Source organism: Pedobacter sp., assembly GCF_031119335.1.
Classification (GTDB): Bacteria; Bacteroidota; Bacteroidia; order Sphingobacteriales; family Sphingobacteriaceae; genus Pedobacter.
In genome coordinates this window covers 174,680-197,110 of the sequence record NZ_JAVHXT010000004.1, presented here as the reverse complement: position 1 = coordinate 197,110, position 22,431 = coordinate 174,680, and the positions used below count along the sequence as shown (strand labels likewise).

At 38.7% G+C, this 22,431-nt stretch carries 15 protein-coding genes; 8 read left to right on the top strand and 7 right to left on the bottom strand.

The features are described from left to right. Window positions 1-130: 130 nt before the first annotated feature. Complete coding sequence (locus tag REI64_RS06400; protein ID WP_308849279.1) at window positions 131-2,425, top strand: helix-turn-helix domain-containing protein; 2,295 nt, start codon at window positions 131-133, stop codon at window positions 2,423-2,425. Window positions 2,426-2,918: 493 nt separating this feature from the next. Here REI64_RS06400 and REI64_RS06395 read toward each other — a convergent pair whose 3' ends face one another. The 4 genes from REI64_RS06395 to REI64_RS06380 all read right to left on the bottom strand — a co-directional run bounded on the left by REI64_RS06395 (window position 2,919) and on the right by REI64_RS06380 (window position 9,390). After that, complete coding sequence (locus tag REI64_RS06395) at window positions 2,919-4,328, bottom strand: efflux transporter outer membrane subunit (protein WP_308849278.1); 1,410 nt, start codon at window positions 4,326-4,328, stop codon at window positions 2,919-2,921. A 14-nt stretch (window positions 4,329-4,342) separates the two neighbouring features. After that, window positions 4,343-7,519, bottom strand: a complete 3,177-nt coding sequence (locus REI64_RS06390) for an efflux RND transporter permease subunit (RefSeq protein WP_308849277.1) — start codon at window positions 7,517-7,519, stop codon at window positions 4,343-4,345. A gap of 89 nt (window positions 7,520-7,608) precedes the next feature. Beyond that, window positions 7,609-8,793, bottom strand: a complete 1,185-nt coding sequence (locus REI64_RS06385) for an efflux RND transporter periplasmic adaptor subunit (RefSeq protein WP_308849276.1) — start codon at window positions 8,791-8,793, stop codon at window positions 7,609-7,611. Between the two features lie 24 nt (window positions 8,794-8,817). Beyond that, window positions 8,818-9,390 (bottom strand): TetR/AcrR family transcriptional regulator, encoded by a 573-nt coding sequence (locus REI64_RS06380; RefSeq protein WP_308849275.1) that lies wholly within the window; start codon window positions 9,388-9,390, stop codon window positions 8,818-8,820. A 199-nt stretch (window positions 9,391-9,589) separates the two neighbouring features. On the opposite strand from REI64_RS06380, the gene REI64_RS06375 reads away from it, so the two are divergent. The 3 genes from REI64_RS06375 to REI64_RS06365 all read left to right on the top strand — a co-directional run bounded on the left by REI64_RS06375 (window position 9,590) and on the right by REI64_RS06365 (window position 12,349). Next, on the top strand, window positions 9,590-11,095 hold the full coding sequence (locus tag REI64_RS06375) for a hypothetical protein (protein WP_308849274.1): 1,506 nt from the start codon (window positions 9,590-9,592) through the stop codon (window positions 11,093-11,095). Window positions 11,096-11,151: 56 nt separating this feature from the next. Next, the gene (locus tag REI64_RS06370; protein ID WP_308849273.1) at window positions 11,152-11,616 is read left to right on the top strand and encodes a hypothetical protein; all 465 of its coding nucleotides are present in this window, start codon (window positions 11,152-11,154) and stop codon (window positions 11,614-11,616) included. A gap of 268 nt (window positions 11,617-11,884) precedes the next feature. Next, entirely contained in the window at window positions 11,885-12,349 is a 465-nt protein-coding gene (locus REI64_RS06365; RefSeq protein WP_308849272.1) for a hypothetical protein, read from the top strand. A gap of 155 nt (window positions 12,350-12,504) precedes the next feature. On the opposite strand, the gene dapF is transcribed toward REI64_RS06365, so the two are convergent. After that, window positions 12,505-13,290, bottom strand: a complete 786-nt coding sequence (gene dapF / locus REI64_RS06360; protein ID WP_308849271.1) for a diaminopimelate epimerase — start codon at window positions 13,288-13,290, stop codon at window positions 12,505-12,507. Window positions 13,291-13,488: 198 nt separating this feature from the next. Here dapF and REI64_RS06355 point away from each other — a divergent pair, with 198 nt between their 5' ends. The 3 genes from REI64_RS06355 (at window position 13,489) to def (ending at window position 17,242) form a co-directional block, all read left to right on the top strand. Beyond that, window positions 13,489-15,033 carry a trypsin-like peptidase domain-containing protein gene (locus REI64_RS06355; RefSeq protein ID WP_308849270.1) on the top strand — a complete coding sequence of 515 codons (1,545 nt, stop codon included), beginning with the start codon at window positions 13,489-13,491 and terminating at the stop codon, window positions 15,031-15,033. A gap of 289 nt (window positions 15,034-15,322) precedes the next feature. Further along, complete coding sequence (locus REI64_RS06350) at window positions 15,323-16,552, top strand: pitrilysin family protein (protein ID WP_308849269.1); 1,230 nt, start codon at window positions 15,323-15,325, stop codon at window positions 16,550-16,552. A gap of 132 nt (window positions 16,553-16,684) precedes the next feature. Continuing rightward, window positions 16,685-17,242: a peptide deformylase gene (gene def, locus REI64_RS06345; RefSeq protein WP_308849268.1), complete on the top strand. Its 558-nt coding sequence runs from the start codon at window positions 16,685-16,687 to the stop codon at window positions 17,240-17,242. A gap of 373 nt (window positions 17,243-17,615) precedes the next feature. Here def and REI64_RS06340 read toward each other — a convergent pair whose 3' ends face one another. Next, entirely contained in the window at window positions 17,616-18,503 is an 888-nt protein-coding gene (locus REI64_RS06340; RefSeq protein ID WP_308849267.1) for a pirin family protein, read from the bottom strand. A gap of 124 nt (window positions 18,504-18,627) precedes the next feature. Between REI64_RS06340 and REI64_RS06335 the strand changes: the two genes are divergently transcribed. Continuing rightward, entirely contained in the window at window positions 18,628-20,139 is a 1,512-nt protein-coding gene (locus REI64_RS06335) for a SulP family inorganic anion transporter (protein WP_308849266.1), read from the top strand. Between the two features lie 313 nt (window positions 20,140-20,452). Here the strand turns inward: REI64_RS06335 and fabV are convergent, their stop codons facing one another. Continuing rightward, window positions 20,453-21,655 (bottom strand): enoyl-ACP reductase FabV, encoded by a 1,203-nt coding sequence (gene fabV / locus REI64_RS06330; RefSeq protein ID WP_308849265.1) that lies wholly within the window; start codon window positions 21,653-21,655, stop codon window positions 20,453-20,455. Window positions 21,656-22,431 lie beyond the last annotated feature (776 nt).

Sequence of the window (22,431 nt, the reverse complement as noted above, 5' to 3'; positions counted from 1 at the left end):
TTAACATTTAGCAATTCTTATTTTTTAGACAAAAACAGTTCAAATTTGTTGCACTCTCTTTTTGGGTAATTTGTAAAATAGCGAATGATATGTCTTATTTTTGTTTAGTGCGCTAATAAAAATAACTGATTTGGAAGAAAACGAACATCTACAACCTGCCGAACTTGCTGCCAGATTTATTAACCATACATCGAGGCATATTTTCTTGACGGGAAAAGCTGGAACTGGAAAAACTACCTTTTTAAGGAACATCATTACCAAAACCCATAAAAGGGCAGTAATTGTTGCGCCAACGGGTATTGCTGCAATTAATGCTGCGGGCGTTACCATACATTCTTTGTTTCAATTGCCTTTTGGAGCGTTTGTACCGCGTATTGTAGCTGGACAGGATTTGCCATCTGGTGTGCCTTATAATACGCCAAAAAGTATTGTGAGGCATTTGAGCATGAACTCGGTTAAGCGTAGAATTTTGCTTGATTTAGAATTGTTGGTGATTGATGAAGTAAGTATGCTTCGGGCAGATTTGCTAGATGCAATTGACTTCGTTTTACGTTATGTGCGTAAAAGCAACGAGTTTTTTGGTGGGGTGCAGGTGCTGTTTATTGGCGATTTATATCAGCTTCCGCCAGTGGTGAGAAACCAAGAGCAGGAAATTTTGGGTAAGTTCTATCAAAGTCCCTTCTTTTTTGATGCGCTGTGCTTAAAAGCAAATCCGCCAATTTATATTGAGTTAGATAAAATTTACCGCCAATCTGACCAAACTTTCGTCGATTTATTGAATAACCTGCGCAATAACATGGCAACGGATCAAGACATCGCTCTGCTAAAAAGCCACTACAAAGAAAATTATAAGCCAAATTTAAACGATAATTACATCACGTTAACTACGCACAATAGCAAAGCTGATACGATGAACCGCAATAGCTTGAAGGAGCTAAAAGGTAAATCTTATTTCTATGATGCCGTTATTGAAAAGGAGTTTGCCGAAAGCGCTTATCCGATAGAAAAAACTTTAGAACTGAAGATTGGTGCGCAGGTAATGTTTATTAAAAATGACCCAAAAGGTGAGCAACGATTTTTTAACGGGAAACTTGCGGTAGTTACCGATTTAAAGAGTGATTATATAGAAGTACTAGCAGAGGGAAATAAGTATCCGATTGCTTTAGAACAGTACATTTGGAAAAATATCAGATATACTACTAACAAGCATACCAACGAAATTGAGGAAGAAGAGATAGGGACTTTCACGCAATATCCAATTAAATTGGCTTGGGCTATAACGGTGCATAAAAGTCAGGGTTTAACTTTTGATAGGGCTATTGTTGATATTGGTGATGCCTTTGCACCAGGACAAATTTATGTGGCGCTATCGCGATTACGTTCTTTGGATGGTTTGATTTTAACATCGCATTTGAACAGTCGCGGAATGAAAGCCGACCAGAATGTAGCTTATTATTCGAAAACGAAAGAACAGCAAGAGAGTTTGCTAACGCAGATTACGAGAGAGGCCGATGCTTTTGTGAAGCAGTCGTTGTTGCAGGCTTTCAATTTTACTTTGCTTGATAATTATGTTTACGAACATGTGTTTAGCTACAGTAAGGATGAAAAACGTTCGGTAAAGCAAACACACTTGCCTTGGGCAGTAAAGCTACAACAGGAATTGATGGCAGCAAAAGTTCATGCAGATAAGTTTTTAAACCAAATTGACCGTATGTTGGTGCTTGGCGAAACTTCAGATTTGAAACCGTTAATTGAACGTACTGAAGCAGCAAGCAATTATTTCAGCCCGATTTTGGTAGCGCAGAGCGAAGCAGTTTTTGAGCATATTGAAAATGTAAAACAGCAGAAGCAAACCAAAGAATACTTACACGAACTGATTGATTTGGAGGCTATGTTTTATGAGCAGTTCAAGAAAATAGTAAGAGCAAAAGCGATGTTGGTTGCAAAAGCGGAAGATAGGCAAGTAGCAAAAGAGGAACTGCATCAATTGTATGGCTTTGCTAAACGTGAAGAGCAAATGGCAAAAGCCCGTAGTTTGCCAGATAAAGGTGAGCTTGAACAACATCGGGATGAATTTAGGCCAAGACCAAGGGCGGGAACGAAAGAAAAGAAAGAAAAAGTGCCTAAGGTTGATACAAAGGAAGTTACGCTTGCCTTATTTAACGAAGGCAAAACACCAACTGAGATTGCTTTTGAAAGAAAAATGACCAAAGGTACCATTGAAGGGCATTTGGCGCATTATATTGCAAAGCAGGAGTTAAGTGCAGATAAAGTAATTGCTAAAAATAAATTAGAGGTTTTGTTAAAGGCTATTCGAGAATTGAAAAGTATAAAGCTTAACGAAATCCGCGACCATGTGGGTAAATCTTACGATTTTGGCGAGATAAAAATTGCAATTGCGGCGTATATAGCGGAGGGGGAATAAAGCCCCACCCAACCTCCCCAAAGGGGAGGAGTTGCAAAGCGCTATATGAATGCCGTCATTTCGACCGCAGCGTAGCGAGCGGAGAAATCTTTCAACTTTGTTATTTTATCTGTGAGCGTTTCATATATTCTTTAAAGATTTCTCCACTACTGTCGAAATGACGATGTGCTTAGAACTAGAAATAGGTCGTCATTGCGAGGTACGAAGCAATCTTAAATCGATTGTTAAATCTATAGTTGTAAGATTGCTTCGTCGTTCCTCCTCGCAATGACGGTGAGCTTAATCCTGCAAGGGGCTATAAACAACATACCGTCATTTCGACGATAGGAGAAATCCAACGATTTTAATTAATTTGCTAGATTTCTCAGTCGTTCCTCCTTCGAAATGACGATACGCTTAACCTCAATGAAGCCAATCAAAAAAGCTCCAAGCAATACGCTCGGAGCTTAAAATTAAACTATAACAAAAGTCCCCTTTAGGGGATTTAGGGGTTTTATTCTTTCCAGCCGCCACCCAAAGCACGATACAAATTCACAATTGCTTGCAACTTCTGTAACTTATCATTTACGCCATTCAGCTGTGCTTGCAATAAACTTTGTTCAGAAGTCAACACGTCTGTGTAGTTAGTAGCAGAGCTAAATTTTAATAGCTCTTTGGTATAATCTACTGCCTTTTCCAAAGAAGCAATTTGTTTCGCTCTTGATGTTTCCTTATCAACTGCAGCTTGATATGCAAATAAGGCATTTGATACTTCGGAACCTGCAGTTAACACCGATTTCTGAAATGCAAAATAAGTCTCTTGTTGTGCCGCTTTCGCCGATGTTAACCTTGCCTTGTTTTGACCTTTATTAAAAATGGGTTGAGTTAAACCACCAATGAAACTGTAAAAAATCGAGTTATTAAAGAAATTCTCTAATCTTAATGTAGACAAACCACCATTTGCCGTCAAAGTCAATTGTGGATAGAAATAAGTCTTCGCCAAGTTGGTGTTTTCAAAAGCAACCCTAAAAGCCAGTTCCGCTTGTTGCACATCTGGCCTGTTTTTTAATAATTGCGATGAAATCCCAACCTGCAAATCTTTATAGCCTTGCTGCATATCTAACGTACTCCTAGTTACTGCGCCTGCGCCTTTACCTAGCAAAAGATTTAAAGCGTTTTCAGTTTCTCTAATACTCCTTTTTAAATCTGGAATAGTTACCTCAGCGGCGTATTGGTTGGCCTCGCTTTGCACAACTGCCGCACCATTTACAATTCCCGCTTCTTTAAGTGCCTTAATTGCTTCCACGTTTTTCACACGACTAGCTAAAGTCTGCTCCGTGATTTTCAACTGTAAATCTAGCGCAAGTAAAGTGTAATAATTGGTAGCTATAGAACTAATCAACTGTGTTTGCACGGCACGTTTAGCCGCATCTGTTTGTAAGTACGAAGCTAGCGCAGAACGTTTAGCACTTCCTAACTTACCCCAAACGTCAATTTCCCAGCTAGTGCTCAGTTGAGCTCTGTATAATTGGGTTTCCAAAGGGATGTTAATAGTTGGCGGTAAGTTTAAAGCTGCTCTAGATTGTTTGTTGTCTGCCGCAGATAAATCCAAGTTTAAGCTAGGTAAGAAAGCAACTTTGCTTAAGCGTAAGTTCGCTTCTGCACTTTTCATTCTTTCTATCGAGCTTTTTAAATCTAAATTGTTTTCAATCCCTTCCTTAATTAAAACTTGTAACTGCGGGTCGTTAAACAAAGTTGATGTCGGTAAATCGGCAATAGAAGTGGTGTCCGTGCTCGCCACATCTCTATACAATCCTTCTGCCTTTAACGCTTCGGGTGTTTTATATTTTTGAGTTACACAAGCTCCCAAACTTAAGAGTAGGGAACCTGTGATGAATATCGATATTTTTTGATTTCGTGTCATTTTCAATTGCTGAATTAATCTTCAGGGTTTTCTGATTTATCAAAGTTTAAGTGCGTTTGTCTGTCCATCACACTTTCATCGTAAGGAGATTTACTGCTCACTTTCTCTTGTAAAGTTTGGAAAACGATAAACAGAACCGGGATAATGAAAACCCCGAATACTGTACCAAACAACATACCACCAACAGCACCGGTACCAATTGAGGTATTACCGGCAGCACCTACTCCAAATGATAACATTAGGGGCATAATACCCAAAATAAAGGCAAAGGACGTCATCAAAATTGGCCTTAACCTAGCGGTAGCTCCTTCCAATGCAGCTTGCATAATTGTCATTCCTCTTCTTCTCCGCTCTGCGGCAAACTCTACAATTAGAATGGCATTTTTGGCCAATAAACCAATTAGCATGATGAGCGTAATTTGGGTGTAGATGTTGTTGTCGATACCAAAAATCTTATCGAAAATAAATACACCGGCTAAACCTACCGGAAGTGATAAAATTACTGCCAAAGGCAAAACATAGCTTTCGTACTGCGCACAAAGTAAGAAGTAAACGAATATCAAACACAATAAGAAAATGAATACGGTTTGGTTGCCACTTGCCTGCTCTTCTCTAGATAATCCAGAGTACTCGTAGCCATAACCTTGAGGTAAATGTTTAGCAGCTTCTTCTTCTACAGCTTTTAAAGCATCGCCCGAACTAAAACCTGGTTTAGGATTTCCGGTTACGGCAATAGAGGTATAGAGGTTAAACCTAGAAATTGTTTGTGGCCCATACACTCGCTCTGTAGAAATAAACCCAGAAATTGGAGCCATTGCTCCACCTGGCGTACGTACATAAACGCTATTTAAGCTTTCTAGGTTAGCTCTATATTGCGGGTCGGCCTGATAAACCACTCTGTACTGCTTACCAAATTTGTTAAAGTTAGAAGCGTAAACACCGCCATAGTAACCTTGCATTACACTCATTACATCGTTTACATTTAAGCCTGCTTGTTTAATTTTGGCTACGTTAGCTGTAATTAAGTATTGCGGGAAGTTGGGATTAAATGAAGTAGCGGCATACTGTATTTCGGGACGCTGGTTTAGTGCAGCTAGGAACTTATTGGCAACTTCCGAAAAATTAGTAATGGTACCTCCGGTTCTGTCTTGCAGTTGAAACTCGAAGCCGCCGCCCATGCCAAAACCAGAAATAGTTGGCGGAGCAAAGAAAATAATCTTCGCTTCTTTAATATTGGCAGTTTTGGCAAATAATTCGCCTATAATGGTTTTTACATCTCGTTTACGTTCATCCCATGGTTTTAAACGAGTAATTACCATACCATAAGAACTACCCGAACCGCTAATCATGGCACGACCAACCACTCTTAAAGTTAATCTAACTTCTGGTATAGTTTGCGCTATGCTATCAATCTTAGTTACTATTTCTTCTGTTCTTTCTTGTGATGTTCCAGGGGGTAGTGAAATATCAGACATGATTGCCCCCAAATCTTCGTTGGGTACAAAACCTTTAGGTGTGGTATTAAAAGTCCAAACAAATGCGGCAACAAAAGCCAATAAGCCCAATCCCGACAACCATTTTCTCTTAGCAAGAAAGTAAACAGCACCTTTGTATTTACGTGTCATGGTTTCGAAAGATGTATTGAAGGCAGCGTAAAAACGCTTCATAAATCCTTTCTTCTCATGATGGTCGTCTTTGTGTGGTTTTAATAACAAAGCACATAAGGCAGGGCTTAAGGTTAAGGCGTTAATGGCCGATAAGATAATTGCAATGGCTAAGGTTAAACCGAATTGTTTAAAGAATACACCCGATGATCCACTAATAAAACTTACTGGAAGAAATACCGCTGCCATTACCAAAGTGATAGAAATGATAGCCCCAGTAATCTCATCCATAGCATCTTCCGTAGCTTTTTTGGCAGATTTGTAACCTTGGTCTAGTTTTGAATGGACGGCCTCGACGACCACAATGGCATCATCTACCACAATACCTATGGCGAGTACCAAAGCAAATAACGTTAGTAAGTTGATGGTAAAGCCAAATAGGCTTAGGAAGAAGAACGTACCCACAATCGCTACAGGCACTGAAATAGCTGGAATTAAAGTAGATTTAAAATCTTGAAGGAAAATAAATACTACAATAAATACTAATATAAATGCCTCTACCAAAGTATGTAATACCTTTTCAATAGAAGCATCTAAAAAGTCGTTTACATTAGTTAAAACCTCGTATTTAATTCCTTTTGGAAAATCAGCTTCTGCTATCTTCATAGCGTTTAAGGCACCTTCAATTACTTCTTTCGCATTTGAGCCCGCAGTTTGGTTAACCCTGAAACCTAATCCGGGTTTGCCGTTAAGTCTGATAGAACTGGCATAACTTTGTGCACCCATTTCTATACGTGCAATATCCTTCAGTTTTAATACTTGGCCATTCGCCGCTGTTCTGATAATGATATCACCAAATTGTGTTTCGTCTTTTAGCCTACCAGTATATTTTAACGTATATTGAAATGATTGTAAGCCCTGTTCGCCTAATTGTCCTGGTGCGGCTTCTATGTTCTGGTCGGCCAATACTGCGCTAATATCGTTGGGAACCAAGCCATAAGCGGCCATCACATCGGGCTTTAACCACAAACGCATAGTATAGATCGATTGGCTAAAGGCACTTACATCTCCTACACCTGTAACCCTTTTTATTTGTGGGATGATATTGATTTCGGCATAATTCTGTAAGAATTTTTGGTCGTAGGCTGGATCTTCGCTATGTAATGCAAAAATAAGTACATCACTCGATTGTCTTTTGGCAGTGATTACACCCGCACGAGTTACTTCTGCTGGCAGCAAACTAGTGGCACGTGCAACACGGTTTTGTACGTTTACGGCAGCCAAATCTGGGTTTGTACCTAATTTAAAATTGATAGTAATAGTGGCAGAACCATCGTTTCCGGCCGAAGAAGTCATGTAGGTCATGTCTTCTACACCGTTAATTTGTTCTTCGAGCGGAACCACCACGCTGCTCATTACCACATCGGCATTGGCACCTTGGTACGAGGCAGAAACTTGTACCGTTGGTGGCGCAATTTCTGGATATTGTGAAACAGGCAAGGTAATAATTCCCAGTACTCCTAAAATCAAAATGATGATGGAGATTACTGTAGAAAGTACAGGCCTGTCGATAAATTTTTTAAACATAATAATCGAATTACGATTTTAGAATTTACCCCCTAGCCCCCCTAAAGGGGGAATGAGGCTGATTAACGCTTAGTCTTTTTTAAGCCCCTTTAGGGGTTTGGGGTTTTATTCTTCGCCTCAGCAAATACCGAATCTGCAGGTTTTACTTGTGGCTTAATTTTATCGCCATCTTTTAAAGAAGCAAATCCTTCTAATACAATTTTATCACCGCTTTTTAAACCCTTGGTTACCACGAAGTAGTTTCCTTTGGTCAGCTCCATGATTTCGATATTGGTAGTTTTTACACCTGCAGTATCGTTAACCAAGTAAACAAATTTCTTCCCTTGGATATCTGTAGTAGATTTTTGAGGAACCAACAAAGCGTTTTCTACATTTTGCGGAATGCGGATAGAAGCACTAGAGCCAGAACGCAACAAACCGTTTGGATTTGGAAACGTAGCTCTTAAGCTCGAAGAACCTGTTTGCGTATTGATTTGTCCACTGATGGTTTCGATTTTGCCTTTTTCTGAATAAATAGAACCGTCTGCCAAAACCAAAGTTACATTAGGAATTTGTTTGATTTTATCTGCTAACGTACGGCCTTTTGTATTTCTCGCAATCTGCAATAACTGCTTTTCGTTTAATGAGAAATAAGCGTAAACCTTACTGATACTGGAAACTGTAGTTAAAGGTTGTTGACTAGTGCTACTCACCAAAGCTCCTACTTTGTAAGGAATAGTACCAATTACGCCGTTAACTGGGCTAGTTACTACCGTATAGCCTAAGTTTACTTTAGCATTTACCAATGCAGCTTTAGCTTGTGCTAGGTTTGCTTTCTTGCTGGTTAAAGTTAAAGCAGCGGTTTCTAAATCGAACTTACTGATGATATCTTTTTCTACCAATGGTTTGGTTTTGTTGTATTGTAACTGTGCGGCGCTTACTTCTGCCTCTGCACTGCTAATGGCAGCTTGTGCTGTTCTTACCGCTTGCTCATATTGTGGTGCGTTAATGGCAAATAAAGGCTGACCTTGCTTTACGGTTGCGCCTTCATCTACGTAGATTTTCTCAATAAAACCATCAATTTTTGGTCTAATATCTACATTCTGTTGACCTTCTAAAGTAGCTGGATAATCGCTTTCTAACGTGGTGTTAAAGGCGTCTATTTGTACCACTGGATAATTTTGTGGGCCAGCGGGAGGGCCGCCTGCTTTTGGATCTTTACCGCCCGAACTGCATGATGCCATAAATAGGGCTGCTAATCCCGTAAGCAATAAATAAATTGAGGATTGTTTCATATATGTGTTGGAATTGAAGGTTATTTAATTGAATATGTTATCTAAAATGATTTGCTTTCTCTGGGCAATAAGTTCACTGTATTTTTCTTTCGGAATATCCAGTAGTTTTTGATATAGAGGCATCATAATCACAGGAAAAGAAATCAACGAGGTTAAATTGAAAACAAACTGAATTGGGTCGTACTTTTTAATCGTACCTTTTTCCATTTCGACCTCAATTTCTTTCAAAAAGTGATGTAGGGCAGCGCTTTTCTTTTTTTCTTTTAAGGCGAAGTTTTTACTACAAATTTCTGTAATCAAAAATGACTCGCGATAAGGGTATTTTTGAAGTTCTTTCATGTGAACATCTATGAAAAGTCCCAGCTTTTCTTTAAAAGGGGTATTTCCATAAATAACATCATCTAACTGAGATTTCAAACTATCTACAGCTTCGTGATATACCGTTTGGAAAAGCAAATCTCTAGAGCGGAAATAGTAATTGATAAGCGAACGATTAACGCCAGCTGCATCTGCAATTTCTTGCGTAGTAGCATGCAAATAACCTTTGCTGAAGAATAGCTCTTTCGCTGTTTGTTTAATAAGTTCTTCCTTATTCAAAATTGATTAACTTTTTTGTTTAACAAAATTGTTAAACAGCAAAAGTAGTTTCGAGTTCGATTTTCAAAGTCAGAGAAATCTCATTTAAGTGTTTGATAGGTTTTTGTTACAAAAGAGCAGAACGGGTTGTAGACTTGCGAAGTTTCTAAAACTTCGTAAGTCAGTACCATTGCAGTTGCTGTTATTTTTTTTAAATTCGATGAAAACAACTTCTAATATGAAAAAATATCTATCTAAATTTAGTATGGTTATCCTTTTGCTAGTGATAAGCGTTGCATGTAGAAAAGACAATGTCACATTGATGCCTGATGAGCTAGCAGAGCTTAAATCATTCTATGCACGGAACATGCCTACTGCAAAAAGTATCTTTAAGAACACCAGTCCAAATTGGAGCAAGATTAGCAGTGTAAAGCCCGATGATTTGACGGTTTACGAAATTACTTTAAACAATCCAGACAGGGTGGGCCTAATGTCCAATACTTCCAAAACAAAAGATCTAGATAAGTTTGAGCAAACGCATGCTCTCAAACTATTGTTGTTTGTAAACGAGCAGGGTAAGGTAGAAAAAGGATGTTATATGCTCATAGAAGCAAGCACCGCTGCAGAGCTTATAAACGTTCATTACAAACGGGCTGGTAATTTGAATGGAAATGTAGTTTACTATAACTTAAATGGCGCAATGAGTAATGGAGTAGCTTATGTTAATGGGAAGGCCAAACGTCGCATTTCTTACTTGTCAGAGAGTGAAATTATGGCAATAAAAAGAGGTGATGATAGCAGGATGACACAAGGTTGCTCCATGTTTTATATTGAGACTGGTTATATGGGATGTATTTATGATTACTGTACTTGGTACTCTACAGGATATGTCGGCTTTCCTATTTGTGGAAATGGTGGTGGCCAACACCCCGAAAATGATGTTGAAGAAGGCTTTGAGGGAGGTATTTCCAATTACAGTGAATCAACGGTTAGTGCTGCGCTGATAAAGGAAATTAAGGTCGATACTACAGTTAGACCATGTGTCGACATTATCGCGTCAATAGTTATTTCCAAGGCAGCTCAAATTCAAAATGTTCTTTCTGATATGTTAACGTTAGCGAACGTAAATGCTTCCGCCTCAATAACTACTATGGCAAATTCGAGTACGTATAAAATTAAAATAGGAGAACATTTATTTAACGACCTGACAAAGTATAATGCTGATGGAAGTTCATCTTTAATTAGAACAAATGGCATAACTAATGACACCACTGGTTATATATATCTTAATAAATTGATGATAAACGATGGTACGGATTTAGCTATTGCTGCTACACTTATACATGAATTAATGCATTCTTACATGGTATATGGTATTCATCACACCTCTGGTGTAGAAAAAGATATTTTTAGAGATATGAATACTTTTCTTTTCGACCAATCTGGAACTGCGTTTACCAATCAAGGAATACCCCAACATATCCAAATGGCAAATACTTATGTAGACTCAATGGCTTCTTTGTTGACTTCATATGCTATTTCCAGAGGTATTTTGGTTTCTCCGGATAGCTCTATATCTTTAAATGAATATTGTAAAGATATCTTCTGGCAAAATCTTCAACACAGCCAAGCCTATTTCGCAGCTCCAAATAAATCTCGTTCGATGAACAACGGAGAAAGAGAGTATAAGAACACTTTTAACTCGACTAAGAAAAAGAAATGCTAATGCGATTTATCTTAACTTTTTTAATTTTAATGCACACCTCCATCTTATATGGACAGATGTCGAAAAAGTGTTATCCCTTGCGCTTTTATGCATTGGCTATAGATTCTCGTATACATCAAGGAGATAAAAGGTTGCCTAAATCTATAGCTATAAACAATAATATTTGGCAACAAGTAGCAGAATTGCAAGTGGTTAACTACTCGAAAAGACTAGACTCTGCACTAAAAATATTTAAGTGGAATTTATCTAGCAGTGAGAATAAGAATAATAACTTCAAAAAGCCACAATTGATCAAAGTAAATAAAATATTACCTCATCTGGGTAAGACAGCTATCATATATAAAGAACAAGATTGGTTTCTAGAAGTGAGTTCAATGATTTTTTCAATAAAGGGAGATAAGGCTGTAATGGTTTTACGAACTTCGTCTAAAAATGAAATACTAGATATGTGTGTATATTTTTTTGATTACAAAAATGGAAACTGGGTGCTAGCTGAAGAAATATCACCATTCCTATTTTAGTAATTATTACTGATTTAAAAGGTTTCTTTCTTCTAGTTTAAGTATTCGATATTCAACCGATATTTAGATCATAGAGGACAGCCCTTTCTACCAGAAGCAGTGTTTTGTTAAAGTTGTAAAGGTATTACTAAATATTTGTAGACTTACGAAGTTTCTAAAACTTCGTAAGTCAGTACCATTACAGTTGCTGTTATTTTTTTAAATTCGATGAAAACAAATTGCCTAATATGAAAAAAGAATGTTAAAATTAAATCTACTTTTAATGTTTATGATATCTATAATCGTACATGGCAATTGCCAAACAGATATCGATAGACTTAAAATACATAAAAGTGTTGTTAAAATTCTAAAGAAGGAACAAGAAGAGTTTTACATACATTCTTTCGCAAAAAGAAACAGTTTTTCCAATTTCGATTTTGCGGGAGGTGGAAGGGGGCTGGATACTAATTCTAATAGTGTGTGGAATAATAGCGAATGGATTTCATTTGTGAAAAGTGTACATACTTCGTCTGTTAGTGAATATGCCCTTAATATTGGCACAGTTAATAGAGGAGAAAAAAAAGAACTAATTTTTGCTCCCATCATTTTCTCAAACGACGAGACGAAGGCGTTATCTATAGCCAAACTATATTCCTCCGCAAGTAAATCGGGCTCTGGAATAGCGTGGTTCTTTCATAGACAGAATAAAGGTTGGAAACTTAGTGGTATGCAGATATTTTCATTTATCAATTGACACCTATAGTATCTATAGCTAGTTAATCTTCAACACAGCTAAGCCTACATTGTAACTTAAATAAAGCTCCCATTGATTTAGTGTGCGTTTATCAGCCACTATTAAATCTTTTTTCCATGGTTGGTGTTATCACCAACCACATCTTATACAAATATCTACAACTTTATCTCCCCCTCAAAAACCTTCTCCGCTGGCCCACATAAAAATACATCGGTGAACTTTTCGCCATCGTAGCTAAAGTTGATCTCTATGTTTCCTCCCAATACCACCACAGGCGTTACCACTTGCCCAATTTGGTTCTGTTTTTTAGCCATCGCCATTGCAACGGCAGTTACACCAGTCCCGCAAGCATAAGTCTCATCCTCAACGCCACGCTCAAAAGTGCGTACAAACAAGTGGTCTGGCCTCTTCTCTACAAAATTCACATTAATACCATTGGTTTTATAAGTATCGTTATTGCGGATATTGTAACCTTCTGTATAAACATCCATGGTTTCTAAACCTGTAACTTCTTTTACGTAATGCGGCGAACCGGTATTTAAAACAAAAGCATCAGCATCTAAATTGATAGTATCTACATCAATCATTTGCAGTTCTACCCAGTTCCCTTCGGCTGAAATTTTGGCATAATGCGGACCATCAACTGCCAAAAAATTAGTTTCAGTGTCAAAAATTCCTAAGTGCTTTGCAAAGGCCACAATACAACGACCGCCGTTACCGCACATACTGCCCACATTGCCATCAGCATTATGGTAAACCATCTCAAAATCGTAGCCATCGCTATTTAACAAGAACATCAAACCATCGGCACCAATGCCAAATCTGCGGTCGCAAAGATGCGCTACGGCTTTAGTATCAATGTTTTTTAAAGGAGCTTCCCTATGATCAATCAAAATGAAATCGTTTCCTGCGCCTTGGTATTTATAGAATTTAATATTCATGTTTTATATCAGCTGTGCTTGTAACAATTGTGAGCCAAAAAAAGTCAATAAGCTGTTAGAATGCCTTTTAACATTTTTTAACATGGTTTTAAGCGTTAATCTGATACAAATATCGTTGATATGGTATTAAATTTGAATAATTGAAGCGTAAAAAGTATTCAAAAAAATAACACACATTAGATTATAATAGATATGACAATGAAAAAAATAGGATTAATTGTATTGGCAGCATCGTTTTTAGGTGGTGCAGCAGCAATTGGCGCCTATAAATTATTAGAGCGCCCAAATGATAGCTTTACATTAGCTGATAGACAAAAGACCATGTTTGCTAGCAACGTAACTGGTGTTTCTTCTGCAGGTGCTCCAGATTTTGTGCAAGCTGCGGCTGCGGTATCTCCAGCAGTAGTGCACATTAAAACTACCTATCAAGGTAAATCGAGCAGAGGCGGTGGCGGTATGGATAGCATGCTCGAAGAATTTTTCGGTTTTGGCGGCGGTGGTCGTGTGCAACGCCAACCACAGGCAGCTTCTGGTTCGGGTGTAATTTTAACAGCCGATGGTTATATCGTTACCAACAACCATGTAGTAGATAAGGCAGATAAAATTGAAGTGATTTTGTCTAACAGACGTAAAGCAACTGCAAGAGTGATTGGTAAAGACCCAAACACAGATTTGGCCTTAATTAAGGTTGATGTAGATAACTTACCTTTCGTTAAAATGGGTAACTCAGATAATGTACAGGTAGGCGAGTGGGTACTGGCAGTAGGTTTCCCGCTAGATTTACAAACTACAGTTACTGCAGGTATTGTAAGTGCGAAGGCTCGTAACATCGGTATTTTAAACCGTGGTAACAGCATGATGACCGAAGAAGAGTATGATGAATATAGAAGAACTGGTCAAAAACCAACAAGAACTAACAATTCTATCGAGTCGTTCATTCAAACCGATGCGGCTATTAACCCAGGAAATAGTGGTGGTGCGTTGGTAAATGCAGCGGGCGAGTTAGTAGGTATCAACGCGGCAATTGCCTCACAAAGTGGAAGAAACGAAGGTTACGGTTTTGCTATTCCGGTAAACTTGGCGAAGAAAATTTTAGAAGATTTCAAGAAATTCGGTTCGGTTAAGCGTGGTTACATTGGTGTAAACTTTGTTGCCTTAGATGCTGACGTAGCTGAAGAGTTGAAAATTAAAGAAAACACGGGTCTATACGTGAGCGATGTTTCTCCAGAGGGCGCAGCTGCAGCAGCAGGTATCAAATCTGGCGATATTATCAAAAAAGTAGAAGGTGTAGCTATTTACGATTCGCCCGACTTGCAAGAGCGTATTGGTCGTATGAGCCCTGGTGATAAAGTGGCATTGACAGTTTTGAAGTCAGATGGGTCTACCAAAAATATGAACATTACGCTTAAAGGAGAAAGCTCGGTAAAATTAGCTGCGAATAGTGAAAGTAAAGCTACAGGTGCTAGTATTGCTAAATTGGGCGCAAGTTTTGCCCCAGCAACTGCAGCACAAAAAGCGAAATATGGCATTAAAAGCGGAGTAGTAGTTACCAACGTAGTTCCAAATCAAATGTTCGATTATTGGGGTGCTAAAAAAGGTTGGATCATTACCAAAATTAATGGTGCAGATGTGAATAGCGCAGCCGATATAGAAAAGGCTTTGCCAACTTCTAGAGACGGAAGAACAACTATTGCCGGTATCAGTGACGAAGGTTCGTTTACATTCTCGTTCAACGGAAACTAATTACAACACACAATATATATGCAAAGGATACTCGTTGTTTCGGGTATCCTTTTTTTATGTTTTCTGTATTGGAAGTGCAGCTTCAGTGTGCCAAGCTCCGCAAGTTTTACTTACGCTACACGTAACCATAACTTGCTGCACACAATGAAAAATGGTTTAGTGGATACTCCTTGTTTCAGCAAACAACAATCTCTAAATTGTAAAATTTCATTATATACTAATCTTCCACTTAGAGCTCTTGCCGAAAATTCGGTAGGTTGGGGGCTAATGCGTATCTTTGCCGCTTCAAATGGAGTACAACGTTCATACACTTAAAAATGGCATTCGTATTTTGCATGTTCCTGCTGCCTCGGCAATATCGCATGCTTGTATTTTAGTTAATGCTGGTTCTCGCGACGAAGAAGATGCGCAAATGGGCTTAGCACATTTCATTGAGCATTTAATTTTTAAACGCACCGAGAAGCGCACTACATCGCAAATACTTAACAGATTAGAAAGCGTAGGTGCCGATTTAAATGCCTACACCACCAAAGAATATACTTGTGTTCACGCTTCTTTTCTCCATCCTTATTTAGATAGAACCTTAGAACTTTTTAATGATATTGTTTTTCATTCTACCTTCCCCGAAGATGAAATGGAAAAGGAAAAAGGTGTGGTGCTAGATGAGATCTCTTCTTATTTAGACCAACCCGAGGAAGCAATTAACGATGATTTTGAAGACATCCTTTTTAGAGGTCACTCATTTGGCAGGAACATTTTGGGCACACCAGAAACAGTTTCTAATCTAACTCGAAAAAACATTCAGTCTTTTGTTAAAAATAAATATCGCACCGACCAAATTATAGTGGCGGTTATTGGCAATTACACATTAAATAAGTTGGTGAAAATAGCAGAGAAATACTTTGCTGACGTGCCCGAAAACACAGGTTCGAGTAATAGAACTGCTCCTATTGTTAATCCTTCCATACATCAAATTGTAGACAAACAAATAGCTCAGAGCCATTGTATGATGGGGACGCAGATTTATTCCTTACATCATCCATATAAAACGGGTTTGTTGCTATTGAACAATCTTTTTGGTGGCAATGGAATGAGTTCCATACTTAACTTGCAGCTTAGGGAGAAATATGGCATTGCTTATACGGTAGAATCTGCCTATAGCCCACTTTCTGATACTGGAATTTTTGCAATCTATTTTGGTACGGATAAAGAGAAGTCAGAAAAGGCAATACACCTTATCCGTAAGGAAATGAACAAGCTAAAGCAAAAACCTTTAACCGAAGTACAGTTGCATAAAGCACAAAGTAAGTTTATTGGTCAAATTGCGTTGGGCGAAGAAAATAGGATTGGCTTAATCATCGCTATGGCGAAAAGCTTGTTAGATTATAACCAGATTGATAGTTTGGAAACGGTATTCCAGAAAATCCGTCAGGTAAGTGTTTCGGATATGAACAATATCATCAACGATGTTTTTGACGAGAGCAAATGGACTAGTTTGTTATTTAATCCAGTAGACTAAGCTTAGACCCGCCTTTTACCTTAAACCTTAAATTTGTACCTTTGCACCATGAACCATGATGGTTTACCTTTTTAAAAAGGGATTTCTCAAACCATCATAGCTCATCGACCACTAGAAAAGATAAACACAACGATGAAACTATCAATTGTAGCCTATGGCGATCCGGTTTTAAAAAAAGTTTGTACACCAATAGATGAAAACTATCCAGAACTTAACGAACTGATAGAGAATATGTGGGAAACCATGTACAATGCTAGTGGTGTAGGCTTGGCGGCTCCGCAAATTGGTTTACCTATTCGTTTGTTTGTAGTAGATACAGGAGAAAATGACGACGAGCCTCGTTACAAAAAGGTTTTCATTAATGCTCAGATTTTAGAAGAGACGGGCGAGCCTTGGGGCTTTACCGAAGGTTGCCTAAGTATTCCAGAAATTAGGGAGGAAGTTTTCCGTAAGCCAAATGTTTTAATTAGTTATTACGATGAAAATTGGCAGAAACATGAAGAACAAGTTTCAGGCTTTGCAGCTCGTGTAATTCAACATGAGTACGATCATATTGAAGGAAAGTTATTTACCGAAAAAATTAACTTATTGCGTAAGCAGTTAATTAAAAGTAAGCTCGATAAAATTTCCAAAGGTGAAATTAGAGGAGATTACAAAATGAAATTTCCTAGACAGAGTAAAAAGAGATAATAAAAAGAGAGTGTCAAAAAAGGCGGTCGTCATTTAGATACGAAACAAAGTGGAGTGAGAACCGAAAGTTCTACGAAGTAAATCTCAGACAGAAATACTTATGTGAGAGATTTAAATCGTTGATTTTCAGTTCTCCTCGTGCCGTTACCGAACGGTCCTATCGTGTGGACACAAATATTAGCAAATGTCATTTTCCTCCCCCTGCCCCCTCGAAGAGGGGGATATGCAAAATGCTTAAGCGCTGCGTGTCCCCCTTTGGAGGGGGATTCAAGGGGGAGGAATGAGATGTGTCCACACGATAGGAACAGGCTGTCGAAATGACGGCATGGTTTTGGCTTCTTAGCGCTTTCTTTAGAGGAGAGTATTTGTATAACTACTTCACATTCTTGCTCTGTGGTGGCAGGGGCACAAAATCAGTTTCTCCTGGTACTTTTCCAAACTCTTGGTTCAGCCATCTTTGTTTGGCATCTTCAATTAATTCCCTAGTGCTTGCAACAAAATTCCAATAGATAAAGCGTTCTTCTGGGAAGGGTTGTCCACCAAAAATATAAACAGTGGTGTTGGCTGCGATTGTAAATTCACAAAGTTTGGCATCTTTAGCTACTAGGAAATTCTTCGGGCCAAAGGTATTGCCTTCGCTGCTTACACTACCTTCTAAAATATATAAGCCGCTTTCGCCAAATAAATCATCACCTATTTTAAGTGTTTTTTCTTCAGCACTTTTAATCTCAATAAAATACAGCGGACTGTACACCGGAATGGGAGATTTCCTGCCGAATGCTTCTCCGGCAATCAATTTGAAATCTACACCATCTTCTTCCCAGGCAGGAATGTCGGTGCCATCGGCATGGAAAAACTCAGGTTCCATTTGTTCTAGGTGTTTTGGTAAAGCCACCCATATCTGTAAGCCATGTAGAAATTTGTCGCTGTGTCTTAACCGTTCGGGTGTACGTTCAGAGTGGGCAATACCTTTTCCTGCTGTCATCCAATTTACTTGACCTGGGTTAATCTCAATTTCAGTACCCAAGGCATCACGGTGCATCATGCTGCCTTCGAAAAGATAGGTTAACGTAGATAAACCAATATGTGGATGTGGCGCAATGTCAATGTTCTGATGTTCATTCATTGCCGCTGGTCCCATGTGGTCAATAAAACAAAACGGACCTACTAATCTTTTTTCCCGGAAAGGAAGTAAACGACCTACCAAAAAATTACCAATATCGCTTGGTCTTTCTTCTATAATGAGCTGGATATTTGACATGGTTTAAAGATAAGAAATTGTAGTTACTCATTTAACCACATAGGCACATAGAAATTATAATTGGAAAAAACTATGTGCCTATGTGGTTAAAAAAATACTTTTGTAACCAACAAAACCAACATACATGCCCTTTTTCGATTTCAAGCAGAAAATCAATTATAAAAATGAAATACTTGCCGGATTAACCGTTGCGATGACGATGATACCAGAGTCGCTTTCATTCGCCATCTTAGCAGGATTTCCACCATTAACAGGCTTGTACGCTGCATTTATCATGGGTTTAGTAACGGCTGTTTTAGGAGGCAGACCAGGTCTGGTTTCTGGTGGAGCAGGAGCAACGGTAATTACTTTAATTGCACTAATGAAACTTCATGGTTTGGAATATGTGTTTGCTGCGGTGGTAGTAGCAGGGATTATTCAAATTGCAGTAGGTTTATTTAAGCTAGGGAAATTCATCCGACTAGTGCCGCAATCTGTAATGTATGGTTTTGTAAATGGATTAGCGATTGTGATTTTCATATCGCAGTTAACGCAGTTTAAGGTGCAAGGAACAGAAGAATGGTTAAGCGGAACACCTTTATATACCATGTTAGGTTTGGTAGCATTAACCATCTTCACCGTGTGGATTTGGCCTAAAATCACAAAGGCAGTCCCAGCATCATTGGTAGCCATCATGGTTGTTTTTGCGGTGGTACTGATTTTTGGCATCCAAACTAAAACGGTAAGCGATATTGCTTCTGTAGCTGGTGGCTTTCCTCCATTTCACATTCCAGAGGTGCCATTCACTTTCGAAACCTTAAAAATCGTATTTCCCTTTGGCTTAATTATGGCAATGGTAGGTTTAACCGAGGGCTTGCTTACACTGAATTTAGTAGATGAAATTGTAGGTAACAAAGGAGATGGTAACCGAGAAAGCATGGCGCAGGGAACTGCAAATATTCTCAACGGTTTCTTCTTTGGGATGGGTGGTTGTCCAATGATTGCGCAGACTTTGGTCAACCTTTCTGCTGGTGCAAGAGCTAGGTTGTCAGCTATTATCGGTTCGTTAACTATTCTGCTCATTATTTTAGTCGGTGCTCCAGTAATTGGAAAATTGCCAATGGCAGCTTTGGTTGGTGTGATGATGATGGTAGCCATAGGCACTTTCGAGTGGAGCAGTTTCCGTATTATTAAAAAAATGCCCAAGGCAGATATTCTGATTGGTGTAATTGTAGCTGCTGTCACGGTGTTTCTGCATAATTTGGCTTTAGCGGTGCTGATAGGAGTAATTATGTCGGCATTGGTGTTTGCTTGGGAAAGTGCCCGACGAATTAGAGCTAGAAAACATATTGATGGAAATGGAGTGAAACACTATGAGATTTATGGTCCACTGTTCTTCGGTTCTACTACTGCATTTCTTGAAAAATTCGATGTTCAGGAAGACCCCAGCGAAATTATCATCGATTTTAAAGAAAGTAGAATTAGCGATATGAGCGCTATTGACGCGGTACATAAAATTACGGATCGTTACAAGAAGCTCAATAAATCGGTTACTTTAAAACACCTCAGTGCAGATAGTAGAAAGTTGCTAAGAAATGCAGCGGGGGCAATTGAAGTAAATATCGACGACCCTATTTATGCAGTAGCGGATAAGTAGTTAGGCCCGTCATTTCGAACGAGGTACGAGGAGAAATCTGTTATTGATGAGCTAATTTGATGATACGATAATTAGCTAATGATGACTAGCATTGCCTTAAAAATGTCGTCATTGCGAGGCACGAAGCAATCTTTTACGAGGGGAAACTAGCTAATGGTCTACTGATAGCTTTGAAAAAAGCCGTCATTTCGATGAGGAGGAACGACGAAGAGAATTGAAAAATCAACGCAGTTAAATCCAGCAACTAACTGTTAGATTTCTCCTCGTGCCTCGTTCGAAATGACGGCAAGAATAATTAGCTAATCAAAAATATTTAAGCTTCTGTTTTCTGCAAACCCGGTATCTCTACCATTTCATTTGTATCAGCAGCGTAATCAACACCAGCCACATCAAAACCAAAAAGGTTTAAGAAGTCTTTTTTATAGCCAGCTAAGTCACCAGTTTGAGGTAAAGTATCTGTATCAGCAGTTTCCCAAAGTTTAGCAACTGCAGCTTGTACATCATCTTGCATTTCCCAATCATCAATTCTGATACGACCTTTTTCATCTACAGGAACATCGCCGCCAGTATATAATCTTTGGCTAAACAAGCGCTCAATTTGCTCGATACAACCTTCGTGTAAACCTTTTTCTTTCATCGTTTTGTACAAGAAAGAAATATATAAAGGAATAACCGGAATAGCCGAACTCGCTTGCGTAACCAAAGCCTTATTTACAGAAACATAAGCTTTGCCGTTCAAATCAGCTAATTTATCTGTAATGGTAAAAGCGGTAGCCTCTAAATGATCTTTCGCTCTACCGATGGTTCCTTTACGGTAAACCGCTTCGGTAACGGCAGGGCCGATGTACGAATAAGCAACTGTAGTAGCGCCTTTGGCCAATACACCAGCAGCCTTCATATCATCAATCCACATTTCCCAATCTTCGCCGCCCATTACAGCAACCGTATTTTCAATTTCCTCTTCGTTAGCAGGCTCAATCGTCACCGTAGAAACAATACCCGTGTGGAAATCAACAGTTTTATCGCTAAAAGTACCGCCAATTGGCTTTAAAGTAGAACGATGCGTAACACCAGTTTTTGGGTTAGTTCTCACTGGCGAAGCCAAGCTGTAGATAATCAAATCTACCTGACCTAAATCAGCTTTGATTAAATCGATAGTTTGTTGCTTTACCTCGTTAGAAAATGCATCGCCATTAATGCTTTTTGCATATAAACCATCTGCTTGTGCTTGTTTTTCGAAAGCTGCGGTGTTGTACCAACCTGGCGAAGCCGTTTTGCCTTCTTTAGGTTCTTTCTCGAAATAAACGCCAATTGTAGAAGCGCCAGAGCCGTAAGCTGCGGTAATTCTCGATGCCAAGCCAAAGCCTGTAGAAGCACCAATTACCAAAACTCTTTTAGGTCCGTTGTTAGCACCCTTAGATTTTACATATTCAATTTGGTTTTTCACGTTTTGTGCAGCACCATCTGGGTGAGCCGTTAAACAGATAAAACCACGCATTCTAGGTTCAATAATCATAAACTTGTTTTGTTATAAAGCCACATCATGGCAATTCCATTGTCAAAGCTACCTAATTTTTTGTGGTCTGCAAATTTCATAAAGACAGAAGATTTTCTGTCTCTACACTATAATGAATAATTTTCCGTCTATCGGTTGGTGTGCTCACGAACCGAAATTGATTTTTTTGAAAAGCAAAATCTGTAGTTCTTCGGCTAATGTAGTCCTTTGCTTCGCTCTAATGCTTCATTGCGCTGCGCTCCATTTCGCATAACCGCTTCGCCAAGGTTTATTTTACAAAGGTTGCGGTGCTTGGCTGGGTTGAATAGCAAAGTTATTCGTTCAATAGCCCCGATTGTAGTGGAAATACTTTTTTGTTGCGTCATTTCGACGAGGAACGAGGAGAAATCTGTTAGATAGAAGCATTTAACTTGTAGATTTCTCTCTGCGTTCGAAATGACGGCATTAGAACACAAAAAAGATTGTAACGAAAAGCGGGACGAACGATGTAAATAGCATTGTAATTGCGCTTCAAAATATTTCAACCATTAAGCAATTAAGAAAAGTTAAGACTTAATGTTTTAATATTTAAATCCTTCGTTTTTAAATATTTACTATCTTTGCCGAAAATTATACCAATGTTACGTCTAATACATATCCAAAAACAATGCGCTTGCCAGTCTTATTGGCCAAGTAGCTTGGGTATTGACTTTAGCTTTATCTCGGGCTACTAAAACAGCCTTTCTAAAACGCTTTCAACACAATTTCAATTATTATTAAAGTTTAAAACGACTTGA

Bases quoted from the DNA above. Each gene is read 5' to 3' on its own strand.
- REI64_RS06395 (WP_308849278.1), bottom strand. From the start codon at position 4,328: ATGACACGAAATCAAAAAATATCGATATTCATCACAGGTTCCCTACTC.
- REI64_RS06390 (WP_308849277.1), bottom strand. From the start codon at position 7,519: ATGTTTAAAAAATTTATCGACAGGCCTGTACTTTCTACAGTAATCTCC.
- REI64_RS06385 (WP_308849276.1), bottom strand. From the start codon at position 8,793: ATGAAACAATCCTCAATTTATTTATTGCTTACGGGATTAGCAGCCCTA.
- REI64_RS06375 (WP_308849274.1), top strand. From the start codon at position 9,590: ATGAAAACAACTTCTAATATGAAAAAATATCTATCTAAATTTAGTATG.
- REI64_RS06370 (WP_308849273.1), top strand. From the start codon at position 11,152: ATGTCGAAAAAGTGTTATCCCTTGCGCTTTTATGCATTGGCTATAGAT.
- REI64_RS06365 (WP_308849272.1), top strand. From the start codon at position 11,885: ATGATATCTATAATCGTACATGGCAATTGCCAAACAGATATCGATAGA.
- dapF (WP_308849271.1), bottom strand. From the start codon at position 13,290: ATGAATATTAAATTCTATAAATACCAAGGCGCAGGAAACGATTTCATT.
- REI64_RS06355 (WP_308849270.1), top strand. From the start codon at position 13,489: ATGAAAAAAATAGGATTAATTGTATTGGCAGCATCGTTTTTAGGTGGT.
- REI64_RS06350 (WP_308849269.1), top strand. From the start codon at position 15,323: ATGGAGTACAACGTTCATACACTTAAAAATGGCATTCGTATTTTGCAT.
- def (WP_308849268.1), top strand. From the start codon at position 16,685: ATGAAACTATCAATTGTAGCCTATGGCGATCCGGTTTTAAAAAAAGTT.
- REI64_RS06340 (WP_308849267.1), bottom strand. From the start codon at position 18,503: ATGTCAAATATCCAGCTCATTATAGAAGAAAGACCAAGCGATATTGGT.
- REI64_RS06335 (WP_308849266.1), top strand. From the start codon at position 18,628: ATGCCCTTTTTCGATTTCAAGCAGAAAATCAATTATAAAAATGAAATA.
- fabV (WP_308849265.1), bottom strand. From the start codon at position 21,655: ATGATTATTGAACCTAGAATGCGTGGTTTTATCTGTTTAACGGCTCAC.